The organism is Actinosynnema sp. CA-299493 (genome assembly GCF_050946825.1).
Taxonomy (GTDB): domain Bacteria; phylum Actinomycetota; class Actinomycetes; order Mycobacteriales; family Pseudonocardiaceae; genus Actinosynnema.
The window spans coordinates 8,711,704-8,737,525 of the sequence record NZ_CP191993.1; the positions used below are offsets into that span (position 1 = coordinate 8,711,704).

Annotated in this window: 24 protein-coding genes and 1 pseudogene; 9 read left to right on the forward strand and 16 right to left on the reverse strand. The window is 72.8% G+C overall.

The genetic code is table 11. The features are described 5' to 3' along the window. The first annotated feature begins 37 nt into the window (after positions 1–37). Entirely contained in the window at positions 38–1,483 is a 1,446-nt protein-coding gene (locus ACQPYE_RS37410; RefSeq protein ID WP_498717835.1) for an aldehyde dehydrogenase family protein, read from the forward strand. Here ACQPYE_RS37410 and ACQPYE_RS37415 read toward each other — a convergent pair. Then, a complete protein-coding gene (locus tag ACQPYE_RS37415) occupies positions 1,473–2,039 on the reverse strand; it encodes a TetR/AcrR family transcriptional regulator (RefSeq protein ID WP_498717836.1) in 567 nt (188 codons plus the stop codon). The genes ACQPYE_RS37410 and ACQPYE_RS37415 overlap by 11 nt on opposite strands. Before the next feature lie 79 nt (positions 2,040–2,118). Between ACQPYE_RS37415 and ACQPYE_RS37420 the strand changes: the two genes are divergently transcribed. Both ACQPYE_RS37420 and ACQPYE_RS37425 read left to right on the forward strand, forming a co-directional pair. Then, positions 2,119–2,910 carry an SDR family NAD(P)-dependent oxidoreductase gene (locus ACQPYE_RS37420; protein WP_498717837.1) on the forward strand — a complete coding sequence of 264 codons (792 nt, stop codon included), beginning with the start codon at positions 2,119–2,121 and terminating at the stop codon, positions 2,908–2,910. Beyond that, positions 2,907–4,244: a cytochrome P450 gene (locus tag ACQPYE_RS37425; protein WP_498717838.1), complete on the forward strand. Its 1,338-nt coding sequence runs from the start codon at positions 2,907–2,909 to the stop codon at positions 4,242–4,244. Before ACQPYE_RS37420 ends, ACQPYE_RS37425 begins: the two co-directional genes overlap by 4 nt. A gap of 10 nt (positions 4,245–4,254) precedes the next feature. On the opposite strand, the pseudogene ACQPYE_RS37430 reads toward ACQPYE_RS37425, so the two are convergent. The 4 genes and pseudogenes from ACQPYE_RS37430 to guaB all read right to left on the reverse strand — a co-directional run. Next, a pseudogene (locus tag ACQPYE_RS37430) lies at positions 4,255–4,677 on the reverse strand (MBL fold metallo-hydrolase); the annotation flags it as partial. A gap of 33 nt (positions 4,678–4,710) precedes the next feature. Next, positions 4,711–6,429: an FAD-dependent oxidoreductase gene (locus ACQPYE_RS37435; RefSeq protein WP_498717839.1), complete on the reverse strand. Its 1,719-nt coding sequence runs from the start codon at positions 6,427–6,429 to the stop codon at positions 4,711–4,713. Between the two features lie 112 nt (positions 6,430–6,541). Further along, a complete protein-coding gene (locus ACQPYE_RS37440; RefSeq protein WP_498717840.1) occupies positions 6,542–7,675 on the reverse strand; it encodes a GuaB3 family IMP dehydrogenase-related protein in 1,134 nt (377 codons plus the stop codon). Positions 7,676–7,755: 80 nt separating this feature from the next. Beyond that, positions 7,756–9,267 carry an IMP dehydrogenase gene (guaB, locus tag ACQPYE_RS37445; protein ID WP_498717841.1) on the reverse strand — a complete coding sequence of 504 codons (1,512 nt, stop codon included), beginning with the start codon at positions 9,265–9,267 and terminating at the stop codon, positions 7,756–7,758. A 65-nt stretch (positions 9,268–9,332) separates the two neighbouring features. On the opposite strand from guaB, the gene ACQPYE_RS37450 reads away from it, so the two are divergent. After that, positions 9,333–9,782, forward strand: coding sequence for a DUF5319 domain-containing protein (locus ACQPYE_RS37450; RefSeq protein WP_498717842.1), 450 nt, complete (start codon positions 9,333–9,335; stop codon positions 9,780–9,782). A gap of 60 nt (positions 9,783–9,842) precedes the next feature. On the opposite strand, the gene ACQPYE_RS37455 is transcribed toward ACQPYE_RS37450, so the two are convergent. The 5 genes from ACQPYE_RS37455 to ACQPYE_RS37475 form a co-directional block, all read right to left on the reverse strand. Beyond that, on the reverse strand, positions 9,843–10,751 hold the full coding sequence (locus ACQPYE_RS37455) for an anti-sigma-D factor RsdA (protein ID WP_498717843.1): 909 nt from the start codon (positions 10,749–10,751) through the stop codon (positions 9,843–9,845). Between the two features lie 36 nt (positions 10,752–10,787). After that, positions 10,788–11,360 (reverse strand): sigma-70 family RNA polymerase sigma factor, encoded by a 573-nt coding sequence (locus tag ACQPYE_RS37460; RefSeq protein ID WP_033436769.1) that lies wholly within the window; start codon positions 11,358–11,360, stop codon positions 10,788–10,790. Positions 11,361–11,880: 520 nt separating this feature from the next. Next, complete coding sequence (locus ACQPYE_RS37465) at positions 11,881–12,477, reverse strand: response regulator transcription factor (RefSeq protein ID WP_015805222.1); 597 nt, start codon at positions 12,475–12,477, stop codon at positions 11,881–11,883. An 80-nt stretch (positions 12,478–12,557) separates the two neighbouring features. Beyond that, on the reverse strand, positions 12,558–13,457 hold the full coding sequence (locus tag ACQPYE_RS37470) for a hypothetical protein (RefSeq protein WP_498717845.1): 900 nt from the start codon (positions 13,455–13,457) through the stop codon (positions 12,558–12,560). A 66-nt stretch (positions 13,458–13,523) separates the two neighbouring features. Further along, complete coding sequence (locus ACQPYE_RS37475) at positions 13,524–14,531, reverse strand: MerR family transcriptional regulator (RefSeq protein ID WP_498723068.1); 1,008 nt, start codon at positions 14,529–14,531, stop codon at positions 13,524–13,526. A gap of 189 nt (positions 14,532–14,720) precedes the next feature. On the opposite strand from ACQPYE_RS37475, the gene ACQPYE_RS37480 reads away from it, so the two are divergent. Beyond that, a complete protein-coding gene (locus ACQPYE_RS37480; RefSeq protein ID WP_033428626.1) occupies positions 14,721–15,017 on the forward strand; it encodes a WhiB family transcriptional regulator in 297 nt (98 codons plus the stop codon). Positions 15,018–15,095: 78 nt separating this feature from the next. Here ACQPYE_RS37480 and groL read toward each other — a convergent pair whose 3' ends face one another. Next, a complete protein-coding gene (gene groL / locus ACQPYE_RS37485; protein WP_498717846.1) occupies positions 15,096–16,718 on the reverse strand; it encodes a chaperonin GroEL in 1,623 nt (540 codons plus the stop codon). Positions 16,719–16,797: 79 nt separating this feature from the next. Continuing rightward, on the reverse strand, positions 16,798–17,091 hold the full coding sequence (gene groES / locus ACQPYE_RS37490) for a co-chaperone GroES (protein ID WP_015105192.1): 294 nt from the start codon (positions 17,089–17,091) through the stop codon (positions 16,798–16,800). Positions 17,092–17,317: 226 nt separating this feature from the next. Between groES and ACQPYE_RS37495 the strand changes: the two genes are divergently transcribed. Beyond that, a complete protein-coding gene (locus ACQPYE_RS37495) occupies positions 17,318–18,835 on the forward strand; it encodes an alkaline phosphatase D family protein (protein ID WP_498717847.1) in 1,518 nt (505 codons plus the stop codon). Here ACQPYE_RS37495 and ACQPYE_RS37500 read toward each other — a convergent pair whose 3' ends face one another. Continuing rightward, positions 18,836–19,696 (reverse strand): NAD(P)-dependent oxidoreductase, encoded by an 861-nt coding sequence (locus ACQPYE_RS37500; protein WP_498717848.1) that lies wholly within the window; start codon positions 19,694–19,696, stop codon positions 18,836–18,838. 105 nt (positions 19,697–19,801) lie between these two features. On the opposite strand from ACQPYE_RS37500, the gene ACQPYE_RS37505 reads away from it, so the two are divergent. Beyond that, the gene (locus ACQPYE_RS37505; protein ID WP_498717849.1) at positions 19,802–22,822 is read left to right on the forward strand and encodes an AfsR/SARP family transcriptional regulator; all 3,021 of its coding nucleotides are present in this window, start codon (positions 19,802–19,804) and stop codon (positions 22,820–22,822) included. Between the two features lie 86 nt (positions 22,823–22,908). On the opposite strand, the gene tsaD is transcribed toward ACQPYE_RS37505, so the two are convergent. Genes tsaD through tsaB form a run of 3 tightly spaced genes read right to left on the reverse strand, consistent with a single transcriptional unit; the run spans position 22,909 to position 25,083 of the window. Continuing rightward, a complete protein-coding gene (gene tsaD, locus ACQPYE_RS37510; RefSeq protein WP_498717850.1) occupies positions 22,909–23,961 on the reverse strand; it encodes a tRNA (adenosine(37)-N6)-threonylcarbamoyltransferase complex transferase subunit TsaD in 1,053 nt (350 codons plus the stop codon). Next, complete coding sequence (rimI, locus tag ACQPYE_RS37515; protein ID WP_498717851.1) at positions 23,954–24,412, reverse strand: ribosomal protein S18-alanine N-acetyltransferase; 459 nt, start codon at positions 24,410–24,412, stop codon at positions 23,954–23,956. The genes tsaD and rimI overlap by 8 nt, the downstream gene beginning before the upstream one ends. Further along, a complete protein-coding gene (tsaB, locus tag ACQPYE_RS37520) occupies positions 24,409–25,083 on the reverse strand; it encodes a tRNA (adenosine(37)-N6)-threonylcarbamoyltransferase complex dimerization subunit type 1 TsaB (protein WP_498717852.1) in 675 nt (224 codons plus the stop codon). The genes rimI and tsaB overlap by 4 nt, the downstream gene beginning before the upstream one ends. Before the next feature lie 71 nt (positions 25,084–25,154). Here tsaB and ACQPYE_RS37525 point away from each other — a divergent pair, with 71 nt between their 5' ends. Then, positions 25,155–25,526, forward strand: coding sequence for a MerR family transcriptional regulator (locus ACQPYE_RS37525; RefSeq protein ID WP_498717853.1), 372 nt, complete (start codon positions 25,155–25,157; stop codon positions 25,524–25,526). Then, positions 25,514–25,819 (forward strand): thioredoxin family protein, encoded by a 306-nt coding sequence (locus ACQPYE_RS37530; protein ID WP_498717854.1) that lies wholly within the window; start codon positions 25,514–25,516, stop codon positions 25,817–25,819. The genes ACQPYE_RS37525 and ACQPYE_RS37530 overlap by 13 nt, the downstream gene beginning before the upstream one ends. Positions 25,820–25,822: the final 3 nt, after the last annotated feature.

Consider the following 25,822-nt stretch of genomic DNA (forward strand, 5'->3'; position numbering starts at 1 on the left):
TAGGTCGGGTGCGCGGGTCGGGCTTACGGTGTTCGGCATGGACGCGTTCACGCCCCAGCCACGGCCCTGTTGGATTGCCGGACACGCCGAACAGGGCGTTTCCGCCCTCGCTGTCCACCACCCGTTCGACGGGACGGAGGTGGCCTCGGTCGCGGTGCCGGGGGCGGAGCAGGTGGAACGGGCCGTTGCCGCCGCGGCGGCGGTGGCGAAGGAGTTCAGGCGGACGCCGGCGCACGTGCGGGCCGCCGCGCTGTCGCAGGTGTCGCAGGCGTTGGCCGATCGCGCCGAGGAGATCGCGGAGACGATCACGGCGGAGAACGGGAAGCCGTTGAAGTGGGCCGAGGTCGAGGTGCGGCGGGCCGTGAGCACGTTCCGGTTCGCGGCGGAGGAGGCGCGGCGGTTCACCGGCGACCTGCAGCGGTTGGACACCGACGCGGGTGGCGAAGGGCGGATGGCGGTGGTCCGGCGGGTTCCGCGCGGGCCCGTGCTGGCGGTGGCGCCGTTCAACTTCCCGTTGAACCTCGTGGCGCACAAGGTGGCGCCGGCGTTGGCGGTGGGTGCGCCGGTGATCGTGAAACCGGCGTCGGCCACGCCGTTGTCGGCGTTGTTGTTGGGCGAGTTGCTGGCGGAGACGGATCTGCCCGAGGGCGCGTTCTCGGTGCTGCCGGTGCGCGGGGCCGACATGAAGACCTTGGTGGCGGACGAGCGGTTGCCCGTCATCTCCTTCACCGGGTCGACGGAGGTCGGGTGGTCGTTGATGGACTCGGCGCCGCGCAAGCACGTGGTGATGGAGCTGGGGTCGAACTCGGCGGCGATCGTGTGCGCGGACTGGGACGACCTGGAGTTCGCGGCGCGGCGGATCGCCACCTTCGGCAACTACCAGGGCGGCCAGTCGTGCATCGCGGTGCAGCGGGTGCTGGTGCACCGGGAGGTGGCCGGCGAGTTCGTGCCGAAGCTGGTGGCGGCGGTCCGGGCGTTGAAGACCGGCGATCCGCACGACCCCGAGGTGGAGGTCGGGCCGTTGATCGACGAGGACAACGCCCGGCGGGTCGAGGAGTGGGTCGCGGAGGCCGTGGCCGGTGGCGCGGTGCTGCACGTCGGCGGTGGGCGGTCGGGGACGACGGTCGAGCCGACGGTGGTGCAGGACGTGCCGGCGGGGGCGAGGTTGTGGCGCCAGGAGGTCTTCGGGCCCGTGCTGGCGGTCGCCGTGGTGGACTCGGTCGACGAGGCGTTCGAGCAGGCCAACGCGACCGAGTACGGGCTCCAGGCGGGCGTGTTCACCAAGGACGTGACGGTGGCGTTCGCGGCGGCGGCGGAGCTGGAGGTCGGTGGGGTGATCATCGGCGACGTGCCGTCCTACCGGGCCGACCAGATGCCCTACGGCGGGGTGAAGGGGTCGGGGACCGGGCGGGAAGGCGTCCGGTCGGCGATGGTGGACTTCACCGAGGAGCGCACGATGGTGCTCACCGGCATCACTCTTTGAGCGCGCCCTTGGCGATCATCAGCAGGCCGTTGACCAGGTCCTCGGTGCCGGAGCCGGTGGCCAGGGCGCGGAGCTTGAGGCCCATGACCATGCCGACGACGGCACTGGCGACCCGGTCCGCGTCCGGCACGCCGATGGACGCCAGGACGGTTTCGGCGAGCTTGTCGTAGGCGGCGAAGCACTCGGCGGCGGCGGCCCGGAGTTCCGGGTCGCGGCCGGCGTGCAGGTAGAGCTCGTAGGGCGCGATGCGGTCGCTGTCGGTGCCGGTGGCCTCGGCGACCTGGCCGACGATCTCGACCACCTGGCCGAGGTCGTCGCACTGCGCGTTGTTCCGGGTGGCCAGTTCGCCGAAGCGCTTCGTCTCCTCGGTGACGAAGTGGAGCAGGCTCTCCCGCAGCAGGTCCTGCTGGGTGGCGAAGTGGTAGGTGACGGAGCCGAGCGAGACGCCCGCCTCCTGCGCGATGCGCCGGTTGGTCACGCCCGCGACGCCGTCGTCGCCGATGATCCGCAGCACGGCCGCGATGATCCGCTGCCTCGTCTCGGCCGGTCTCGTCATGTCGTTCATTGTCCGCCATGGGACGGGTCCGCCGATTCGCGATACTGTTCGTTCGAACGAACAGTATCGAGGAGGCGTCATGCGGGTGTCCGGGTCGACCGTGTTGCTGACCGGTGCGACGGGTGGGATCGGGCACGCCATCGCGCGTGCCCTGGCCGGTCGCGGGGCCGAGTTGGTGCTGACCGGGCGGAAGGTCGCCGAGCTGGAGCGGCTGGCCGACGAGGTCGGCGGGCGGGCCGTGGCGGTCGACCTGGCCGAGCCGGGGGCGGCCGGGCGGTTGGTGGCGGAGGCGGGGGCGGTCGACGTGCTGGTCGCCAACGCGGCGCTGCCGGCCAGCGGGGCGTTGGTGGACTTCACGGCCGAGCAGGTGAAGCGGGCGCTGGTGGTGAACCTGGAGGCGCCGATCGCGCTGGCCCACGAGCTGGTGCCGTCGATGCTGACCGCGGGACGTGGGCACGTGGTGCTCATCGGGTCGTTGGCGGGCAAGGTGGCGTCGGCCCACGCCTCGCTCTACAACGCGACGAAGTTCGGGCTGCGCGGCTTCGCGCTGGGGCTGCGGGAGGACCTGCGCGGCAGCGGGGTCGGCGTGTCGATCGTGCAGCCCGGGTTCGTGCGGGACGCCGGGATGTTCGCCGACACCGGCGCGAAGCCACCGGCGGGGATGCGGACGGTGTCGCCGGAGCAGGTCGCGGCGGGGGTGGTGAGGGCGATCGAGGAGGACCGGGCCGAGCTGAACGTGGCGCCGCCCGAGCTGCGGGTGGCGAGCGTCCTCGGTGGCGCGTTCCCGGCGTTCTCCTCGGGGTTGCAGCGCCGGCTGTCGAACGACGAGGCGATGGAGCGGATGAGCACGGCCAACCAGGGGAAGCGATGACGGCCGCGGTGATCCCGCACCCCCGGTGGCGGGTGCCGTTCCTGGGCGACGTGCTCGGCACGAGCCGGCGCACGCCGGTGCAGGACACGATGCGGATGGGGCGCGACCTCGGACCCGTCTTCACGCGGCGGTTCCTGGACCAGGAGATCGTGTTCGTGGGCGGGGCGGCGTTGGCGGCGGACCTGGCCGACGAGTCGCGGTTCGCCAAGCACCTGGCGCTGGGCGTGGAGGCGTTGCGGGACGTCGGCGGTGACGGGCTGTTCACCGCGTACAACGAGGAGCCGAACTGGAGGGCGGCGCACGAGGTGCTGCTGCCCGCGTTCACGCAGAGCGCCATGCGCGCCTACCACCCGACGATGGTCGACGTGACCGCGCAGCTGGTCGGGAAGTGGGACCGGGGCGGTGCCGTCGACGTCTCCGGCGACATGACGAAGCTGACGTTGGAGACGATCGGGCGGGTCGGGTTCGGGTACTCGTTCGAGTCGTTCTCGCGGTCCGAGACCCACCCGTTCGTGCGGGCGATGATCGGGTCGTTGCGGTACGCGCAGCGCAAGAACTTCGTCCTGCCGCTGGTGCGCAAGGTGTTCGGGCGGGAGGCGGAGGAGCGCTACCAGCGCGATCTCGCCTACCTCGCGGAGGTCGTGGACGAGGTGGTGCGCTCCCGGCGGGGGTCGGGCGGGTCCGACCTGCTCGGGCTGATGCTGTCGTCCGGGGAGCTGGACGAGGTGAACATCCGCAACCAGGTGATCACGTTCCTGATCGCCGGTCACGAGACGACGTCCGGCGCGCTGTCGTTCGCGCTGTACTACCTGTCGCGGCACCCCGAGGTGGCGGAGAAGGCCCGCGCGGAGGTCGACGCGGTGTGGGGCTCGGCGGACGTGCCGGAGTTCGAGCAGGTCACCAAGCTGCGGTACGTGCGGCGGGTGCTGGACGAGGCGTTGCGGCTGTGGCCGACGGCGCCGGGGTTCGCGCGGGAGGCGCGGGCGGACACCGTGCTCGGCGGGCGGTACCCGCTGCGGGCGGGCCAGTGGGCGCTCGTGCTGCTGCCGCTGGTGCACCGGGACCCGTCGGTGTGGGCGTCGCCGGAGGCGTTCGACCCGGACCGGTTCGCGCCGGCGGAGGTGAGGGCGCGGCCCGCGCACGTCTACAAGCCGTTCGGGACGGGGGAACGCGCGTGCATCGGGAGGCAGTTCGCGGTGCACGAGGCGACGTTGGCGCTGGGCACGGTGCTGCGCCGGTACGACCTGGTCGGGTCCGCCGACTACCGGTTGCGGGTGGCGGAGATGCTGACGTTGAAGCCGGACGGGTTCAGCTTGACGCCTCGGCGGCGGTGAGGCCCCGGGGTCATCGCAGCGCCGCCCACACCTCGCGGTCCCGTTCGGCGGTCCGGATCCGGGGCCACACCACGCCGGCGCACTCGTCCCAGTACCGCTGCACGTCGAACGGCAGGCAGCGCTCGAAGGTCGGCCGACGGCCGTAGCGCGGCGCCAGGGCCGCGTGCGCGGCCTCGAACGCGTCCTTCACGGTGCCGCCGCCGACGTGCGCGGTCCCCACCGCGCGGCGCAGCACGTCCAGGAAGTGCCGCGACCGGGCGATGGCCGCCTCGACCTCGACCCGGTCGCGGGCGGGCGCGCCCCGGCCGCCGACGAGCTGCTCGGCGCCCAGCGCGGCCACCCGGTCGAGCGTGGACGTGGCCCACTCGTCGTGGAACGCGTCGCCGGCGCAGGGCGCGGCCTGGGCCTCGACCAGGTCGCCGGCGAACAGGACGGCTTCGATGCCACACGACCCACCATAGGGCGATCAGCTCGACTTGACCTCCACGATCGGCAGCCGCAGCGCCCCGGGCGCCTCGGCCGGGACGGCGGGGTTCTTCGGCGCGACCGGCGCGATCCGCCGGTAGCCGGCCGACTGGTCGGGACGCCCGTCCGGCTCGCCCTTGTTCGGCCACACCGAGAACGCCCGCTCGGCCTGCGCGGTGATGGTCAGCGACGGGTTCACGCCCAGGTTCGCCGAGATCGCCGAGCCGTCCACCACGGACAGGCCCGGGTAGCCGTAGACCCGGTGGTACGGGTCGATGACGCCGCCCGCCGGGTCCGAGCCGATCGGGCAGCCGCCGATGAAGTGCGCGGTCAGGGGGATGTCGAACAGCTCGCCCCACGTGCCGCCCGCGATGCCGTCGATGTGCTCGGCCGCGCGCAGGTTGGCCTCGTGACCGGCCTTGATGAACGTGGGGTTCGGCTGCCCGTGCCCCTGCTTCGAGGTGAGCTTGCGGCCGAACAGCCCCTTCTTGGTGTACGTGGTGATGGAGTTGTCGAGGCTCTGCATCACCAGCAGGATCACCGTCCGCTCGCTCCACCGGTGCACCGACATGAGCCTGGCCAGCCGCAGCGGGTGGCGGACCGCCTGGGACAGGAACTGCAGGATGCGCGGGGTGGCCTTCGCGCCGTCCGTGGCCAGCGTCTGGAGCAGCCCCATGACGTTGCTGCCCTTGCCGTAGCGCACCGGCTCGATGTGGGTCTGCTCGTCCGGGTGGATGGACGAGGTGATCGCCACGCCCTGGCTGAAGTTGCGCTCCTCGTCCACCGTGAAGCGCGCCGCGCCGATGATCGACTCGGAGTTCGTCCTGGTCAGCTCGCCGAGCTTGGGCGAGAGCTTCGGCAGCGCGCCGTCAGCCCTCATCCGGTGCAGCAACTGCTGGGTGCCCCAGGTGCCGGCGGCCAGCACGACCTGGCCGGCGGTGATCGTCCGCCGGCCCCGGCGCAGCTTGCCGCCGGTGCGCCGGGTTCCGATCGCCCACGTGCCGTCCGGCGCCTGGCGCAGGTCGGTGACGGTCGTCAGCGGCAGGACCTCCGCGCCGTTGCGCTCGGCCAGGTAGAGGTAGTTCTTGACCAGGGTGTTCTTCGCGCCGACCCGGCAACCCGACATGCACGCGCCGCACTGCGTGCAGCCGGTCCGGCTCGGGCCCTCGCCACCGAAGTACGGGTCCTCGGCGGGCCGGCCCGGCTCGCCGAAGAACACGCCGACCGGCGTCGGGTGGTAGGTGTCGGCCACGCCCATGTCCTCGGCGACCCGTCGCATCACCACGTCCGACGGCGTGGTGGTCGGGTTCTCCACCACGCCCAGCATCCGGCTCGCCTGGTCGTAGAACGGGGCGAGCTCGGCCTCCCAGTCGGTGATGTGCGCCCACTGCCGGTCGGCGTAGAACGGCTTGAGCGGCCGGTACAGCGTGTTCGCGTACACCAGCGACCCGCCGCCGACGCCCGAACCGGCCAGGACCATCACGCTGCGCAGGGCGTGGATGCGCTGGATGCCGTAGCAGCCGAGCGCGGGCGCCCACAGATATCGCCGCAGGTCCCAGGACGTCTTGGCGAACTCGTCGTCGGCGAACCGGCGGCCGGCCTCGACCACCGCCACCCGGTAGCCCTTCTCGGTGAGCCGGAGCGCGGCGACGCTGCCGCCGAAGCCCGACCCCACCACCACGACGTCGTAGTCGGTGTTGTTACCGGCGAGTTCACCCATGGTTGGGAGATTAGGCGTAACTTCCGGTAACAGTCTAGTGCTCACTCGGTTCAGGCGTCCGCGGGCACGAAAAAGGCCCCCGCCTGGAGCAGGGGCCTCTTCGAGCGGTGGCCTAGCCGCGGATGGTCAGGCCGACCTTCTGGAACTCCTTGAGGTCCGAGTAGCCGGTCTTCGCCATCGCCCGGCGCAGCGACCCGAACAGGTTCGTCACGCCGCGCGGGTCGACGGACGGGCCGAACAGCAGCGTGCGCAGGTCGACGACCTGGTCCACCCCGGTCGACACGTGGCTGCGGGGCACCGACGGGTGCGCCGACGCGGCCGTCCAGTACAGGCCCTGGCCCGGCGCCTCGGACGCCGCCGCCAACGGCTCGCCCAGCATCACCGCGTCCGCGCCGCACGCGATCGACTTCGCGATGTCGCCGCTGGTCAGCACGCCGCCGTCGGCGATCACGTGCACGTACCGGCCACCGGTCTCGTCCAGGTAGTCCCGGCGGGCCGCAGCGGCGTCGGAGATGGCCGTGGCCATCGGCACGCCGATGCCGAGCACCGAGTCCGTCGTGGTCACGCCCGGCGTGTAGCCGTAGCCGACGATCACGCCCGCCGCGCCCGTGCGCATCAGGTGCATCGCGGTCCGGTAGTCGCCGACGCCGCCCGCGATCACCGGGATGTCGAGGTCCGCGATGAACGACTTCAGGTTCAGCGGCTCGCCGTCGCGCGAGACGTGCTCGGCCGAGATGATCGTGCCCTGCACGACCAGGATCTCCACGCCGGCCGCCAGCAGGTCCGGGGTCAGCTCGGCCGCGCGCTGCGGGCTGACCCGCACCGCCACCGTGACACCCGACTCGCGCACCTGCTTGATCGCCTCGGCGATCAGGTCCATCCGCACCGGCGCGGCGTGCAGCTCCTGGAGCACCCGGACCGGCGCGGCCGGGTCGTCGGTGTCCTCGACCGCCTGCACCAGCCGGAACAGGGCCTCCTCCACGTCGCCGTGCCGGGCCCACAGGCCCTCCGCGTTGAGGACGCCCATGCCGCCCAGCTCGCCGATCGCGACCGCCGTGCCCGGCGACACGATCGCGTCCGTCGGGTGGGTGATCAGCGGGATCTCGAACCGGTAGGCGTCGATCTGCCACGCCGTCGAGACGTCCTTCGAGGACCGGGTCCTGCGGGACGGGATGATCTCGAGGTCGTCCAGCTCGTAGGCCCGCCTCGCGGTCCGGCCCATGCCGATCTCGACCAGGTCGCGCACCTTTGTCGTCCTTCCGTGGAGCTGATGGTCCCCGGTGGGAGCCGGCGGAACCTGCGAACACTAGCCCAAGGCGATCCGAGTCAGCGGGTCGTGTAGTTCGGGGCCTCGACGGTCATGGTGATGTCGTGCGGGTGGCTCTCCTTGAGCCCGGCCGCCGTGATCCGCACCAGCTGCTTGCGCTGGAGGTCGGCGACGGTCTTCGAGCCGGTGTAGCCCATGGCCGCGCGCAGGCCGCCCACCAGCTGGTGCACCACGGTCGACAGCGGGCCGCGGAACGGCGTGCGGCCCTCGATGCCCTCGGGCACCAGCTTGTCCTCGGACAGCACGTCGTCCTGGAAGTAGCGGTCCTTGGAGTACGACTTGCCCTCGCCACGACCCTGGAGGGCGGCCAGCGAACCCATGCCGCGGTAGGTCTTGAACTGCTTGCCGTTGACCAGCACCAGCTCGCCCGGCGCCTCGGCCGTGCCCGCGAGCAGGCTGCCGAGCATGACCGCGCTCGCACCCGCCGCGATCGCCTTGGCGATGTCGCCCGAGTACTGGATGCCGCCGTCGCCGATCACCGGCACGCCGGCCGGACCGCACGCCAGGCTGGCCTCGTAGATCGCGGTGATCTGCGGCACGCCGACGCCCGCGACCACGCGCGTGGTGCAGATCGAGCCGGGGCCGACGCCGACCTTCACGCCGTCCGCGCCCGCGTCCACCAGCGCCTGGGCGCCCGCGCGGGTGGCGACGTTGCCGCCGACCACGTCGACCTCGTCGCCCAGTTCCTGCTTCACCTTGGCGACCATCTCCAGCACGTTGCGCTGGTGGCCGTGCGCGGTGTCGACCATGATCACGTCGACGCCCGCGTCGGCCAGCGCCATCGCCCGCGCGAAGCTGTCGTCGCCGACGCCGATCGCCGCGGCGCACAGCAGCCGGCCGTCCGGGTCCTTCGAGGCGTTCGGGTACTGCTCGGTCTTGACGAAGTCCTTGACCGTGATCAGGCCGCGCAGCTTGCCGTCGCCGTCCACGATCGGCAGCTTCTCGATCTTGTGCCGGCGCAGCAGGCCGAGCGCGGCCTCCGCCGACACGCCCACCTGGGCGGTGACCAGCGGACCCTTGGTCATCACCTCGCTGACCTTGCGCGAGTGGTCGACCTCGAAGCGCATGTCGCGGTTGGTGATGATGCCGACGAGCTTGCCGTTCGCGTCGGTCACCGGCACGCCGGAGATCCGGTAGCGCGCGCACAGCTCGTCGACGTGGCGGATCGTGTCGTCCGGGGTGCACGTCACCGGGTCGCTGACCATGCCCGCCTCGGACCGCTTCACGGTCTCCACCTGGCGGGCCTGCTCCTCCAGGGACAGGTTGCGGTGCAGCACGCCGATGCCGCCCTGTCGGGCCATCGAGATGGCCATCCGACCCTCGGTCACGGTGTCCATCGCCGCCGAGGCCAGCGGCACGCGCACGGTGATGTTGCGCGAGAGCTTGGTGCTGGTGTCCACGCCGCTCGGCACGATCTCCGACTCGGCGGGCAGCAGCAGTACGTCGTCGAAGGTCAGTCCCAGCATGGCGAACTTGGGCGGGACTCCGTCAGCGTTGAGCTCGCTGGTCATGGCGGCTGGCTTGCCTTCCGTCGTGCGGCGATCCCGCCGCCGCGGATCGGTTCCACGCAGCGGCGATGGGTTCAGGTCATGGTATCTGGACGTGGCCGGGGGTCCGCCCGGTACCGTGCGGGGTCGTGCCGCACGACGCGTTGCCACCAGACCCGTTCGCGGGCGACCCGGAGGACCCGGCCCGGGTCCTCGGCGAACCCGACCACGACCACGACCACCCGCCGATGGACGACGCCGAGCGGGCCGAGCTGGTCGGCGACCTCAGCGACCTCGCGGTGTACCAGGCCCTGCTCGAACCCCGTGGTGTCAGGGGAATCGTGGTCGACTGCGGCGAGTGCCAGGAGCCGCACTACCACGACTGGGCGCTGCTGCGGTCGAGCCTGGAGCAGCTCCTGGCCGACGGCCGGATGCGCCCGCACGAGCCCGCGTACGACCCGGACCCGGCGGCCTACGTCAGCTGGGAGTACTGCCGCGGCTACGCCGACGGGGTCACCGCGACCGAGAGCGCCCGCTGACGATGTGACGAAGCCCGCCCCGTGGTGAGGGGCGGGCTTCGTCACATCCGTGCTCCGCGGTCAGTTCTCGACCGTCGTCCTCTCGCCGTCGGTGGAACTCGGGGTCTCCCCCTTGGTCTCGTCCCGGCCCTGGCCGCCCGCCGGCGGGTCGCCCGACGTGGGCGGCGGGGGCGGTGGCACGGGCAACGTCTCGTCGTCCACCGGGGGCGGCGTGCCCTCGACGGGCACCGACGTGGTCGTGGTGGTCGGCAAGGGTGGCGTGGTCGTCGTGGTGGTCGTCCCGGGGAGGTCGACCGGCGGGACCTCGGGCGTCGTCGACGGTTCGGCGGTGGTCGGCGTGTTCGACGGCGTGGTGCTGGTCAGCTCGTCCAGCAGCGACTCGTGCTGCTGGGCGAGGGAGTCCTTGTCGTCGTCCGGCGAGACCGCCGGCAGGCTCGCGCTGGCCTTGAGCAGCGCGTCACGGGCCTCGCCGTAACGGCCGTCGCGCAGTGCCGCGCGAGCGGTGTCGAGGTCGGTGCGCACGGCGACGGCGGCTTCCACCGATCGCGCGTGCTCGGAGTAGAGGACGCGGGTCAGGCCCCAGAGCGCGTCGCCCGGCTCGGCGTCCCGCGCGACCAGGCTCATCCCGGTGAACGCGATCGCCAGCACGGCGGCGGCGGTCGCGAGGGGGATGAGGAGTCGTTGCCTGCTCCTCGGCTGGGTGCGGGCGGCGGCGATCGTGGCCACCGCCGTCTCGGTGTCGACCAGCTCGCCCATGGGCGGGCGGTCGACTTCGCGGCGCCAGGCCAGCAGCAGCGCGTTCAGCTCGTCGTCGACGAGCGATTCCGGCTGGTCGCCGTCACGCCCGCCGAGCACGTCGAGCAGCGCGTCGTCAGCCCGGATGCCGGCGAGGTCGTCCCCCGGCTCAGCCGCGGTGTCCTCCACCAGGGTGTCATCAGACTGCGGCGGTCTCTCATCTCGTCCGCGCACGACTTCTCCATTGCCCTTCTCGTGCTGGTCAGCCACTCAGACCACCTCCTCCGCTGCCAACGTCTTGCGAAGGCGGGCCAGGGCGCGGTGTTGTGCCACCCGAACCGCGCCCGGCGTGGAGCCGACCGCGTCGGCGGTCTCTTCGGCCGACAGGCCGACGACCACGCGAAGCAGCAGGATCTCCCGCTGCTTCTCCGGAAGGACCTTGAGGAGCACGGCCATCCGCTCGGACAGCTCGCCCTGCATGGCGCGCTGCTCGGGACCAGCCTCCGTCTCGGGGGCGTCAGGCACCTCCGGGACCGGTTCGGACCGGTTCCGGGCTGCGGAGCGATGCGCGTCGGCCACCTTGTGCGCGGCGATCCCGTAGACGAACGCCAAGAACGGCCGACCCTGGTCGCGATAGCTGGGCAGGGCCGTCAGCACCGCGAGACACACCTCCTGGGCCACGTCGTCCGCCGAAGCGAAAGACCTCTCCTGCCTTCCGACTCTGGCGCGGCAGTACCGCACCACGAGGGGTCGGATGGATGCCAGGAGCCGCTCGATCGCGTGGCGGTCGCCATCGACGGCTGCGCCCACTTCGGCGTCCAGTCCGTCCCCCAAGTTGGTCATCGCAGACAACTGCCCTGGTGTTACGCGTAGGCGTACCGGCAAAGAACAGCACGGGACGATCGATGTCGCCCGTACTGGTGATGCTCACCGTACCGGTCGGCCGGCCGGATGTTCGGCAATGGGGTCCAGATGGGGTCTTTAGACCTCACCTGACCAGCCGAATCCGACCGGCCGACGCGCGGTGAGCGCGCGACCACCGTGCGACGTACGGCGACGTGCCGGCTGCACCTGTCCTCGGGTCGCGCACCACGGGCCCGCGGAGATCCTCAGAGGCGCCCACCGAGGGCCTTGGGGTCTTGAGGGCCCCTGCGGATCCGCAGGGGCCCTCAAGGGGTCTTCAAGACTGCATCGCGATCCGCGCGGTGGTTCCGTGGCGCACCCACCCGTCAGCGGACGCACGGCGGCCCGGCGACGCCTGTCGGCGTCACCGGGCTGTGGCTGGAGGAAGGAGTGCCGGTGGTGCGGCTCGTCCGACGAGTCCGACGAGCCTGTGCCCCGAGCCCCTGGGTCCGTGCGCCGGCTAAGACACGAGGCCGCGCCGGAAACCGTGTGCGACGGCCTGGGCGCGGTCGCGCACGCCGAGCTTGCGGAACAAGCGCCGGGCGTGCGTCTTCACCGTGTCCTCGGACAGGTAGAGCTCACGCCCGATCTGCCCGTTGCTCTTGCCCTGGCTCATCCCGCGCAGCACCTGGAGCTCGCGCTCGGTGAGCTGGACGCCCGGATCCGACGGCTGGCGCGGCGCGGGCACGCTCGTGCTCGCGAGCGTGTGCGCCAGCGCGGCGACCAGTTCGGGGCGCGAGGCGTCCCAACGCAGGTAGCCACGAGCTCCGCCGGCGATCGCGGCGGCGATGCTGCCCGCGTCGTCCGGTGCGCCGAAGACGATGACGTTTGCCTGCGGGTTGGCCGAGACGAGTCGTCGGGTCGCTTCGACCCCGGTCGGGACGGCGCGCTGGGTGCCAACCAGTACGACGTCGACCGGCTGCCGAGAGAACCGAGCCAACAACTCGTCACCGTGCGCTACGCAGTCGATGCGGCTGACCCCTGGGACAGCCGACATCACGCGGGTGAGACCCTCCCGCACACTGCGCCGGTCGTCGCAAATAAGGACCGTGGTCACGGGGACTCCTTCCTGCAGCCGAGTGACGTTCCACATCCCCTATCGGACGCTAGAGGCCGAACCTTGACACGATCCGGTGCTTAATCCGTCAAGAAGTTCGTCTCAGCGTCTGCGTTCGGGGGTTCCCCGGAACGGAGCAGCGCGGTGGGGATCCACGGCGAGCGGTCCGCGAGCAGGCGGCCCAGCGGGTCGGCTCTGCGCAACACGCAGCTCAGAGCGTTTTCCGCGCATTCCTTCATGTTTTCCCTGCCCGCAATAGTGCGGTCTGCCAGGGCGTTTGCCAGGACAAGCGCCGTCGGCCAGATCAACGAGAAAAGCCCTCGACGGTCAGTGTGATTTAGGTCACAGAGTAGCACTTCGACCCCTCGGTCGACGCTTTCGGGTGTCCCCCACGCCACCAATGCCGCACCGAGGACGAGGTCGGACTTGAGGATGTGTCGCGTCGCGCCGGCCTCGCGGGCGGTCGCGGCGGCCACCTCGGCCGGGTGCACGGCGTGCTCGGCGAGACCGCCGGCCAAGGCGATCTCGGCGGCCAGCCACTGGTGCCGCACCCGGCTGCGCCACCCGCGCGGTTCGACCCGGGCGTGCAGCCGGCGCGCCTCGTCGAGCCGGCCGGTCCCGATCGCGTCGGCGGCGAGCCCGAGGAGCGCGTCGGCCCGCGCGCCGGCCGGGTCCACGTCGTCCGGGTCCGCGCCGCCGCCTCCGGGCGCCATGGCCAACGCCCGCCCGTCCAGCACCCGTGCCGCCGCGTGGCCGCCGAGCTGCCGCCGGTGCGACGCGAGCGTGGAAGCCGCCAACGACCCGAACAGCCCACCTCGCCCGATCAGCTCACCGAGCACCGAGGCCGCCGCCGCGTAGTGCCCCTGCCCACCCAGCACCACCGCCGCCGACCAGCGTTCCTCCGCCCCACCCCGCAACGCCGCCCAGACGTCGGCCTCGGGCCGGTCCCCGAACGCCGCCTCCCGCACCCCTGCCCGCATCACACCTCCGCGCTCCGGCACCCCTGTGCGGCCAGGATGGCAGGACGGGAGCCGGCGGGGCGGAGGTCAGCAGACGGCGCGTTCGACGGCGTCCGCGGCGGCGGCCAGGTCGTTGATCCGCTCCGCCGGCTGCGGCACGACGCCGCGCTCCCAGCCCGGGCCCCCGACGAACACGCGGACCTGCTGACGGGTCCTCGGCAGCGCCGCCACGACACCCGGATCGGCGTAGCGCGGCAGCTGGGCCCACAGCACCACGGCGGCCGGCGCGGTGCGGCGGACGGCCGAGGCCAGGGCGTCCGCCGGCAACGCCGCGCCCAACTGCCGCACCCCGACGCCGCGCTGCGCCAGCACCGCCGCCAACGGGTACAGCGGCAGGTTGTGCCGTTCGTCCGGCATGCACGCGAGCAGCACGGGGCGGTGGTTGCGCGGGACCGCCACGACCGGGGTCGCGCGCACCACGGCGGCCAGCACGCACTCCTCCACCAGGTGCGACACCTCGACCCCCGCGCCGGAGTGCTCCCACCTGGTCGCGATGGCCGCCATCACCGGCCGCACCACCTCGTCCCACGTCGTGACCACGCCGTCCGCCTCGATCGCGTCGGCCAGCAGCGCCTGCACCGCCGCCGAGTCCATCGCCAGCGCCGCCCGCCCCACCCCGCGCGCCCGCCTGCCCGCCGCCTGGAGCCTCAGGCCGCGCCCACCGGCCGGCGCCGACCCGCCGTCGAGCTCACCGCCGGTCAACGACGCGGGCACGGCCGCCAGCGGCGCGCGGACCGGGCCGGCGAGGGCGTACTTGGCGGCCTCGGCGGACGACGCGCCGCGCAGCAGGGCCCGCTGCATCAGCTCCAACCGGGCCACGTCCAGTGGCGCGTACTTCCGGTGTCGCCCGGTTGTGTGATCACTGGGTCCGAGGCCGTACCGCCGGTCCCAGGTGCGCAGGGTGGCCGGCGCGACGCCGAGCCGGCGCGCGACGGCGGCCACCGAGAGGGTCACCGAATGCGCGGGATCGTCTTCCGCCACAACGACTTCCTGACCGCCTTCCGGCACGGTCCCGGTGTGGTCAGGTGGCGTCATCACGCTGACATGGTCCGTTCACCGGACGTCACCGGCAACTCCGGCGCGAGCCCTGATCGATCACCCATCGTATGAATTGCCGGCAAAAGCCTCCGCACCCCCTTGAACAAGTTTTGGCGCGGTTCTACGGTGGATCATCGTTAAGCCGAATGGAGCAGTTCTCGTCCATGGGCCAAGGAGGCGGTCTCGATGGCGGACACCCGAAGGCTTCCCGGTCCCAACGCGGATCTGTGGGACTGGCAGATGCGCGGCTCGTGCCGCGGGATGGACAGCGCGTTCTTCTTCCACCCGGACGGGGAGCGCGGACCGGCGAGGGCTCGGCGGGAGGCGCGGGCGAAGGCCGTGTGCCTGTCGTGCCCGGTGCTGGAGATGTGCCGGCGGCACGCCCTGGCGGTCCAGGAGCCCTATGGGATCTGGGGCGGCCTGTCGGAGTCCGAGCGGGACAGCATCATCAAGGCGCGCAAGCGGCAGTTGACGCCCGCCTGACGCCGAACGCGCGGGAGGGACGGCGCCTCGTCGGCGCCGCCCCTCCCGTTCGCGCTGTGCCAGACCGATGAGGCCTGGTCAGTGACCGTGGCCGTGGCCGTGGCCCTGACCGGAGCCGGCGGGCTCCTCTTCCTTCTTCTCCACGATGGCGCTCTCGGTGGTGAGCACCATGCGGGCGATGGAAGCGGCGTTGGTGACCGCGGAACGCGTCACCTTCACCGGGTCGATGATCCCGGCCTCGAGCAGGTCGCCGTAGACCAGGGTGGCGGCGTTGAGGCCGAAGCCCCAGTCCTGCTCGCGCACCTTGTTCACCACGACGGCGCCTTCGAGGCCCGCGTTCGCGGCGATCCAGAAGAGCGCCGAGCCGAGGGCCTCGCGGACGATCGCGACACCGGTCGCCTCGTCACCGGACAGGCCGAGGCCGCCGTCGAGCACCTTGGCCGCGTGCACCAGGGCCGAACCGCCGCCGGGCACGATGCCCTCTTCCACCGCTGCCTTGGTCGCGTTCACCGCGTCCTCGATGCGGTGCTTGCGCTCCTTCAGCTCGGTCTCGGTGGCCGCGCCGACCTTGATCACGGCGATGCCGCCGGAGAGCTTGGCCAGCCGCTCCTGGAGCTTCTCGCGGTCCCAGTCGGAGTCGGTCGACTCGATCTCGCGGCGCAGCTGCTCCGCGCGACCCGCCAGGTCGGCCTTGGCGCCGCCGCCGTCGACGATGGTCGTGTTGTCCTTGGACACGACGACCCGCCGGGCGGAACCCAGCACGTCGAGGTTGGACTCGGACAGCTTCAGGCCGACCTCGGCCGCGATGACCTGCGCGCCGGTGACGACGGCCAGGTCGTCCAGGAACGCCTTGCGGCGGTCGCCGAAGTACGGCGCCTTGACCGCGACCACGCGCAGCGTCTTGCGCAGGGCGTTGACGACCAGGGTGGACAGCGCCTCGCCCTCGACGTCCTCGGCGATGATCACCAGCGGCTTGCCGGCCTCGGCGACCTTCTCCAGGATCGGCAGCAGGTCGGCCAGCGCCGAGATCTTCTCGCGGTGCAGCAGGATGCGGGCGTCCTCGAACACCGTCTCCTGGGCTTCGAGGTCGGTGGCGAAGTGCGCCGACACGTAGCCCTTGTCGAACTGCACGCCCTCGGTGATCTGGAGCTCGGTGGCCATCGAGGAGGACTCCTCGACGGTGATCACACCGTCCTCGCCGACCTTCTCGATGGCTTCGCCGAGCAGGGCGCCGATGGACTCGTCGCGGGACGAGACGGTGCCGACCTGGGCGATGTTGTCGCGGCCCTTGACCGGGGTGGCCTTGGCCTTGAGGGCGTCCACGACGGCCTCGGCCGCGGCCTGGATGCCGACGCCGAGCGACATCGGGTTCGCGCCGGCCGCGACGTTGCGCAGGCCGACCCGGACCATGGCCTGGGCCAGGACGGTCGCGGTCGTCGTGCCGTCGCCGGCCACGTCGTTGGTCTTGGTGGCGACGCTCTTGGCGAGCTGCGCGCCGAGGTTCTCGAACGCGTCGTCCAGCTCGATCTCACGGGCGATGGTCACGCCGTCGTTGGTGACGGTGGGCCCGCCGAACTTCTTGTCGAGGACGACGTGCCTGCCGCGCGGGCCGAGGGTGACCTTGACGGTGTCCGCGAGCTTGTTCACGCCGCGCTCGAGGGCCCGACGAGCGTCCTCGTCGAAGCTGATCTGCTTGGGCATTGCTTACCTCTCTTGATGCGAAACGCCCCGGGAGCCCCGGGGAGGGGTTCGCCGGGGCGTGTTGCGTGTCGGCCGAGCGTCAGTTGATGACGGCCAGCACGTCGCGGGCGGAGAGGATGAGGTACTCCTCGCCGTTGTACTTGACCTCGGTGCCGCCGTACTTGGAGTAGATGACGACGTCGCCGACAGCCACGTCCACCGGGACGCGGTTGCCCTTGTCGTCGATCCGGCCGGGGCCCACCGCGATGACCTTGCCCTCCTGGGGCTTCTCCTTCGCGGTGTCCGGGATCACGAGGCCGGAAGCGGTCGTGGTCTCGGCCTCACTGGCCTGGACGACGATCTTGTCCTCGAGCGGCTTGATGTTCACGCTCACCGGGCTGACCTCCACGGTCGTCGAAAGCGTTGGCAGGTTGCGTTACGGCTCCTGCCACCCCGCCGTCGCGGGGGTCGGGGCGGTTGCTGGCGCCGTGCATCTAGCACTCTACCCATGCGAGTGCCAACGCTTCAACGAGCCCCCCGCAACCGGTCGGGTGAAGTCGTCCACTCGTGTCACACCGCCGTTCACCTGGTCGCCAACCTCGTCGGCAACGGTGTGGCCCATGACCACGGTGACCCGACGTTCCCTGCTCATCGGCGGTGTGGCCGGTGTGGCGCTCGCCACCGCCGGCGCGGGCTTCCCCCGGCTCGACAACCCGTTCACCCTCGGCGTCGCCTCCGGCGACCCCCGCCCCGACGGCGTGGTGCTGTGGACGCGCCTCGCGCCCCGGCCGCTCGCCGAGGACGGCCTCGGCGGCATGCCCGACCGGGTCGTCCCGGTGCACTGGGAGCTGGCCGAGGACGAGCGGTTCCGGCGCGTGGTGCGCCGCGGCGTGCAGCCCGCGCGGCCCGAGCTCGGGCACAGCGTGCACGTGGAGCCGTTCGGCCTGCGGCCCGGCCGCGAGTACTTCTACCGGTTCCGGGTCGACGGCCACCTGTCCCCCGTCGGCCGCACCCGGACCACGCCCGAGCCATGGGTGCTCGGCCAGGACCTGACCATGTGCTTCGCGTCGTGCGCGCACTACGGCGAGGGCTACTTCACCGCGTACCGGCGGCTGGCCGAGGACCACCCGGACGTGGTGCTGCACCTGGGCGACTACCAGTACGAGTACGCGGCCAAGGCGGCGGACGTGCGCCCGGTGCTCGGGCCGGAGACGCGGACGCTGGCCGACTACCGGCTGCGGCACGCCCAGTACAAGACGGACGCCGACCTCCAACTGGCGCACGCCGTGGCGCCGTGGCTGGTCGTGTGGGACGACCACGAGGTCGAGAACAACTGGGCCGACGACGTGCCCGAGCAGCCCGACCCGGCCTTCGCGGCCCGGCGGACGGCGGCGTTCCAGGCGTACTACGAGAACATGCCGCTGCGGCGCGGGGCGCGACCCAACGGCGTCGACATGCAGCTCTACCGGCGGGCCCAGTGGGGCGGGCTGGTCAACTTCCACCTGCTCGACACCCGGCAGTACCGCGACGACCAGGCGTGCGGCGACGGGTGGAAGACCTGCGCCGACGCCGGGCTGCCGACGCGGTCGATCACGGGCGCGGAGCAGGAGGAGTGGCTGCTCGACGGGTTCCGCCGGTCCCGGGCGCGGTGGGACGTCCTGGGCCAGCAGGTGTTCTTCGCCGAGCGCGACCGCAAGGACGGGCCCGAGAAGGAGGTCTCCATGGACGGGTGGGACGGCTACCTGGCCTCCCGCGACCGGGTGACGCGCGGGTGGGTCGACGCGGGCGTGCGCAACGCCGTCGTGCTGACCGGCGACGTGCACGCGCACTACGCGGCGGACGTGAAGCTGGACTGGGCCGACCCGGCGTCGTCGCCGACCGTCGGCACCGAGCTGGTGTGCTCGTCGGTGACCTCCGGCGGTGACGGCAACGACACCGCCGACGAGGTGCAGCTGCGGCTGAACCCGCACATCAAGCTGCACAGCAGGCGGCGCGGCTACGTGCGGACGAAGTTCACCGCGCGGGAGGTGCGGGCGGACTTCCGCACGCTGCCATACGTGCGTACGGCCGGGGCCGGGGCCACGACGCTCAAGTCGTTCGTCGTCGAGGACCGCAACCCCGGCCTGAACCCGGTGTGATCAGCTCCGCAGGACGTTGACCAGGGCGGTGAAGCTGTCCTTGCCGTGCCCCGCCGCGATGGCGCGGTCGTAGAGGGACTTCACCGCCCCGGGCAGCCCGGCGTCGATCCCGGCGGCCTCGCTCGCGCCCACGACGTGCGCCGCGGTGGCGCCCATCATGGCCGTGGTGGCGAGGTCGCCCGGGTGCTCGCCGGAGTCGACGTGCTTCGCGATCCCCGGCACGTACATCGACAGCGTGGAGACGTTGTCGCTGAGGTAGGGCGCGAACCGCTCGGCCGTGACGCCCGCCGACTTCGCCAGGGCGATGCCGTGCAGCATCGCGGCCAGCGAGGTGAGGAAGACGTCGAGCTGCGCCTGGTAGAGCAACTGCGCCAGGGCGTGGTCCGCACCCAGGTAGTCGGGCCTGCCGATCACGGCGAGCGCGTCGGCGTGCCGGTCGAACACCTCGCGCGGTCCGCTGTAGAAGACGTACGCGTCGGGGTGGCCGACCATCTCCGCGTTCGCCATGACGCCGCCGACCAGCAGTTCCGCGCCGCGTTCGGCGAGCCGGGCGGCGGCCTTGACGGTCTCGGCCGGGGTCTCGGAGCTGAGGTTGACCACGACGCGGCCGGCGAGGTCGACGCCGTCGAGGAGGTCGTGCATGGCGGCGTAGTCGGTGAGGCTGAGGACCACCAGCCGGTTCGCGGCCACGGCGTCGGCGACGGTGGCGGCCCGGACGGCGCCCTTGGCGACGACGGCGTCGGCACGGGCGGGGGTGCGGTTCCAGACCGTGGTCGGGTGACCGGCGTCGAGGAACCGGGTCACCATGGCCTGGCCCATCGGGCCGAGGCCGATCAGGGTCAACGGGGTCTTGGCAGTCATGTGTTCTTCACTCCTTCGTGTGACTTCCACGGTGGCCGGTGGCGCGCACGGTCCGCTGCGGGTCCGCTGGGGGTCGGCTGACGGCGGCCCGGTTACGGTCCGGGCGTGAGATTCGGGGTGTTGGGGCCGCTCGGGGTGTGGACGGCGGGCGGTGAGGCGGTCCGGGTGCCCGAGGCGAAGGTCCGGTTGCTGCTGGCGGACCTGCTCGCGCACGAGGGGCGGCCGGTGTCGGCGGACCGGTTGGCGTTCGACCTGTGGGGCGACGAGCCGCCCGGCAACCCGGTGAACACGTTGCAGACCAAGGTCTCGCAGCTGCGGCGGGCGTTGGAGGCGGCCGAGCCGGGCGGGCGGGAGCTGGTCGCGCACGGTCCGGCCGGGTACGCGGTGCGGGTCGACCGGTCCACCCTGGACGTGCTGCGGTTCCGGGAGCTGGTGGCCGCCGGGCGGTTCGGCGAGGCGGTGGCGCTGTGGCGCGGCGAGCCGCTGGCGGAGTTCGCGGACGCGCCGTTCCTGGCGCCGGCGGTGGCGCGGTGGGCCGAGGAGCGGTTGGCCGCGCTGGAGGAGTTCGCCGGGTCGGACCCGGGCGGGGTGGACCTGGACGGGGTGGACCTGAGCGGGGTGGACCTGGCGGCCGAGGTGTCCCGGCACCCGTTGCGCGAACGCCTGCGCGGACTGCACATGCGCGCCCTCTACCGGGCCGGGCGGCAGGTCGAGGCGTTGGAGAGCTACGCCGAGCTGCGGCGGTCGCTGGCCGAGGAGCGGGGGTTGGCGCCGGGGCCCGAGCTGGTGGCCCTGCACCGGGCGATCCTCGACCACGACCTCGGTCCGGCGCCGGTGGCGCGCACGAACCTGCCGGTGCCCGTGACGGAGCTGGTGGGCCGGGACCAGGCGGTGCGGGACCTGTGCGAGCTGCCCCGGGACGCCCGGCTGGTGACGCTCACCGGTCCCGGTGGCGTCGGCAAGACGAGCCTGGCGCTGGAGGTCGCGCGGCGGGTGTCGGTCGCGGACGGGGTGTGGCTGGTCGAGCTGGCGGGCGTCGGCCGGGCCGAGCAGGTGGTGAGCGCGGTGGCGAACGTGCTCGGCGTGCGCGAGGACGCGTCGGGGACGGCGCTGGTGGAGGCGTTGCGCGGCCGTGAGGTGCTGCTCGTGCTGGACAACTGCGAGCGGCTGGTCGAGCCGGTCGCCGCGCTGGTCTCCCGGCTGCTGCGGGCCGTGCCGGGGGTGCGGGTGCTCGCCACGAGCCAGGAGCCGCTCGGCTTGGCGTTCGAGGCGGTGTGGGCCGTGTCGCCGTTGGACCTCTCGGACGCGGTCACGTTGTTCGCGGCGCGCGCTGCCGCCGCCGCGCCCGGTTTCACGGTGACGCCGGACAACGCGCCGGTCGTCGAGGCGATCTGCCGACGGCTCGACGGGCTGCCGCTGGCGGTGGAGCTGGCCGCGACGCGGGTGCGCGGGCTGGGCGTGACGGCCCTGCTCGACCGGCTGGACGACCGGTTCCGGCTGCTGGCCACCGGGCACCGGGACGCGCCCGCCCGGCAGCGGACGCTGCGCGCGATGATCGACTGGAGCTGGGACCTGCTCGGTGACGCCGAGCGGATCGTGCTGCGGCGGCTGTCCGTGCACGTGGACGGGTGCGCGTTGGACGCCGCCGAGGCGGTGTGCGCGGGTGGCGGCGTGGCGGCCGGCGAGGTGCTCGACGTGGTGACCAGGCTGGTGGACCGGTCGTTGGTGGTCGCGCCCGAGCACACCGGCGAGCCGCGGTTCCGGCTGCTGGAGTCGGTCGCCGACTACGGGCGGGAACGGCTGCGCGAGGCGGGCGAGTTCGACCTGGTGCGGGCGCGGCACGCGGCGTTCTACCTGGGGCTGGCCGAACGCGCGGACCCCCGGTTGCGCGAGGCCGGGCAGTTGGCGTGGTTGGCGCGGCTGGACGCGGACACCGCGAACCTGCGCGCCGCGCACGACGCGTTGGAGTCGGCGGGCGCCGTTCGGCTGACGTGCGCGTTGACCTGGTACTGGTTCCTGCGCGGGCGGCTGCGGGAGGGCCGGGGGCTGATGACCTCGGCCGATCCGGTGACGGCGGCGTGGCGTGCCGGGTTCGGGGTGCTGCTGGGCGAGGCGGCGGAACCGGCCGCGGTGGCCGGCACGGCGGACATCGAGGATCGTCGGCAGCGGGCGCGGGCCCGGTGGTTCCTCGGCTACGTCCTGTCGACCGTGGGCGACATGCCGTCCGGCGAGGTGCTGACCGGGCAGGCGCTGGCGGCCTTCGAGGAGCTGGGTGACGAGTGGGGCGTGGCCGCCGCGCACAGCGACCGGGTGAGCCAGGCGCTCGCCCGGGGTTCGGTCGAGCAGGCGCGCGAGTCGGCCGAGCGGTGTGCGGCGGCGTTCGAGTCCTCGGGTGAGCGGTGGGGGCAGCTGAAGGCGTCGTTCGGGGTGGGGGTGCTCGCGCAGCTGTCCGGTGACCACGTGCGGGCGGAGGCCGTGCACCGGGACGGGCTGCGGGTGGCGGAGGAGCTGCGGTCGTGGCCGGAGGTGTCGTACAAGCTGTCCTGGCTGGGGCGGGTCGCGTTGGCGGTCGGTGACTACGCGAAGGCGCGTGAGCTGCACGAACGGGCTCGGCGGACGGCGGCGGAGCACGGGTTCTCGCCGGGTGAGGTGTACGCGGAGACGGGGTTGGCGCTCGGCGCCCGGCGGGAGGGGCGGCTGGACGCGGCGCAGGCGCACTGGGAGCGGCTGCGGTCGTGGCACCGGCAGGTCGGGTTCGAGGCGGGCGCGACGTTGGTGCTGGCGGAGCTGGGGTTCGTGGCCGAGCTGCGGGGTGACGCGGCGCGGGCGGCGGAGTTGCAGTCGCAGGGGTTGGCGCTGGCGCGGCAGGTCGGCGACCCGCGGGCGGTCGCGCTGGCGTTGGAGGGCTTGGCGGGCGCTCGGGCGTTGGCGGGTGAGGCGGCGACGGCGGCCCGGTTGTTGGGCGCGGCGACAGCGGCGCGCGCCTCCGTGGGCGTGCCGCTGCCGCCCGGTGAGCGTGGCGACGTGGACCGGATCGCCGCCGCCGCGCGGGCCGTGCTGGGCGCGGAGTCCTACGCCGCCGCGTTCGACGCGGGCCACGCCGAGGGCCTCGACGTGACGTTCTGAGCGTTGGACTCAGGTGTCCTGAACGTAGGACTCTCGCGTTCCGAACGTAGGACTCTCGCGTCCTGGAGGTAGGACACGCGCGGGGGTCAGAAGATCTGGATGGTGCTCACCGGGAGGCCGGGGGTGGTGGACAGGTCCAGGGCGGAGGGCTTCGCGCCGGCGGCGACCAGGTGCGCGCCGAGGGCGGCGATCATCGCGCCGTTGTCGGTGCACAGCCGGGGGCGCGGGACGCGCAGCTCGATGCCCGCCTCGGCGCAGCGCTCGGCCGCGAGGCTCGACAGGCGCGAGTTCGCCGCCACGCCGCCGGAGATCACCAGCGTGTCCACGGCCAGGTCCTGGCACGCCCGGATCGCCTTGGCGGTCAGCACGTCGGCCACCGCCTCCTGGAACGACGCGGCGACGTCGGCCAGCGGGATCTCCTCGCCCGCGCGTTCCTGCTTCTCCACCCACCGGGCGACGGAGGTCTTCAGCCCCGAGAACGAGAAGTCGTACTTCGAGTCGCGCGGCCCGGTCAGCCCGCGCGGGAACGCGATGGCGCAGCCGTTGCCCTGCTTGGCGAGCTTGTCGATCGGCGGACCACCGGGGTACGGCAGGTCGAGCAGCCGGGCCACCTTGTCGTAGGCCTCGCCCGCCGCGTCGTCCACGGTCGACCCGATCTCGGTGATCTTCTCCGCCAGGCCCTCGATCAGCAGCAGCTGCGAGTGCCCGCCCGACACCAGCAGCGCCAGGCACCGCTTCGGCAGCGGGCCGTGCTGGAGGGTGTCCGCGGCGACGTGCCCCGCGAGGTGGTTGACGCCGTAGAGCGGCTTGTCCAGCGCCGCCGCGTACGCCTTGGCCGCCGACACGCCGACCAGCAGCGCGCCCGCGAGCCCGGGACCGGCGGTGACCGCGATGGAGTGCACGTCCCGCAGCTCGATCCCGGCCTTCTCGACGGCGCGCCGCATGGTCGGCACCATCGCCTCCAGGTGCGCGCGGGACGCGACCTCGGGCACGACGCCGCCGAAGCGGGCGTGCTCCTCGACGCTGGACGCGACCTCGTCGGCGAGCAGTTCCAGCGACCCGTCCGGACCGAGCCGGACGATGCCGACGCCCGTCTCGTCGCACGAGCTCTCGATACCGAGGATGAGCCGGTCAGTCACGGTTCGCGGGCCTTCCCATCGTGTACGCGTCGGCGCCCGACGGCTGGTAGTAGCGGCGGCGCAGGCCGACGTGCTCGAAGCCGTGCGCCAGGTAGAGGCCGATCGCCCGCGCGTTGTCCGTGCGGACCTCCAGGAACACCGGGAGCCCGCCCTCGTCGGCCTTCGCGAGCAGGGCGCGCAGCAGCGTCTTGCCGACGCCGCCGCCCTGGTAGTCGGCCACGACGGCGATGGTGTGCACGCTGGCCTCGAAGTCGGTCAGGCCGAGCCCGGCGTACCCGATCAGCGCGCCGCCGACGTACGCGCCGACGTAGAAGTTGCCGTTGTCGAGCTCGCTGCGGAACGCGTTCGCGCTCCACGGGTCGTCGCCGGGGAACAGGTCCTTCTCGATCTGCGCGCACCGCGCCGCGTCCTCCCGGCGCAGCGGCGCGATCGTGACGGTGCCGGAGCTCACGCCCTGGTCACCCGCTTGCGGCCGACCGGCTCCACGGCGTCGGGACGGCGCAGGTAGAGGGGGGTGAGCGCGGCCGGACGCGCGCCGGCCAGCAGCTCGTCGGCCGCCACCGCGACCAGGGACACCGGCGACGGGTAGCGCGCCGCCACCACCGGCAGCCCGATCACGTCGGCGTACAGCTCCGCGCCCTCGCCGGCGGCCTCGGCCACGGCGGGCAGCTTCGCGACCAGGTCGGCGGGCCGGTCCACGTGCGGGCCGTCGGTGCGCCGGCCGGCCGCGTCGTAGGCCGCCCAGTACACCTCCTTGCGACGCGCGTCGGTGGCCACGAGCAGCGGTTTGCCGGTGGCGGCGTCCAGCGCGACGGCGTCCGGCGTCGGCACGGGGTAGACGGGCCGGTTGAGCGCCTGGCCGAGGGCGGCGGCGGTGACCAGGCCGACGCGCAGGCCGGTGAACGGCCCGGGGCCCGAGCCGCACACGATCGCGTCGAGGTCGGAGAGCCGGTGGCCGGCCTCCGCCAACGCCGCCTGGAGGTGCGGTGTGAGCAGCTCGCCGTGCGCCTTCGCGTTCACCGTCACCCGCTGGGCGAGCAGCCGGGGAGGCGAGCCGGGCGTCAGTTCGACGACGCCGGCCGTCACGGCGGGGGTCGCGGTGTCCAAGGCGAGGACTAGCACAACTGACAAGGGTATCGGGTGGCGCGGAGCACACTTGTGTTGACGTCCACGTCAAGGCGGAGGATCGACGCGTGCGCATCGGAGAACTGGCACGGCGGGGCGGCACGACCACCCGCGCGCTTCGCTACTACGAGTCCCTCGGCCTGCTCACCGCCCGCCGCGCGGCGAACGGCCAGCGGGAGTACGACGAGGAGGACCTGAGGCTGGTGCGCGAGATCCGCTCGCTGGCCGACATCGGGTTCGCGCTGGAGGACACGCGGCCGTTCGTGCAGTGCCTGCGCGACGGCCACACCACCGGCGACGCCTGCGCGGCGTCCGTCGAGGTGTACCGGCGCAAGGTGGCCGAGCTGGACGACTGCATCACCAGGTTGCAGGCCGTGCGGGACCAGGTGCGCGCGCAGCTGGAGGAAGCCGAGCAGAGGAGCGTGCCGTGCGGACGTTGACCGACGACGAGTTCACCGGGGCCGTGGCCGCCGGGAACGTGCTGGTGGAGTTCGGCGCCGACTGGTGCGGGCCGTGCCGGATGCTGGAACCGGTGCTGGCCGAGATCGACCGGGAGCGCGGCGACCTGACCGTGCTGAAGGTGGACATGGACGCGAGCCCGCGCACGGCCCGTGACCAGCGGATCATGTCCGCGCCCACGCTCCAGCTCTACAAGGACGGCCAGTTGGTGGCACAGACCGTGGGCGCCCGACCGAAGGTCCACCTGATCGCGTGGCTCGAACCACACTTGTGATGC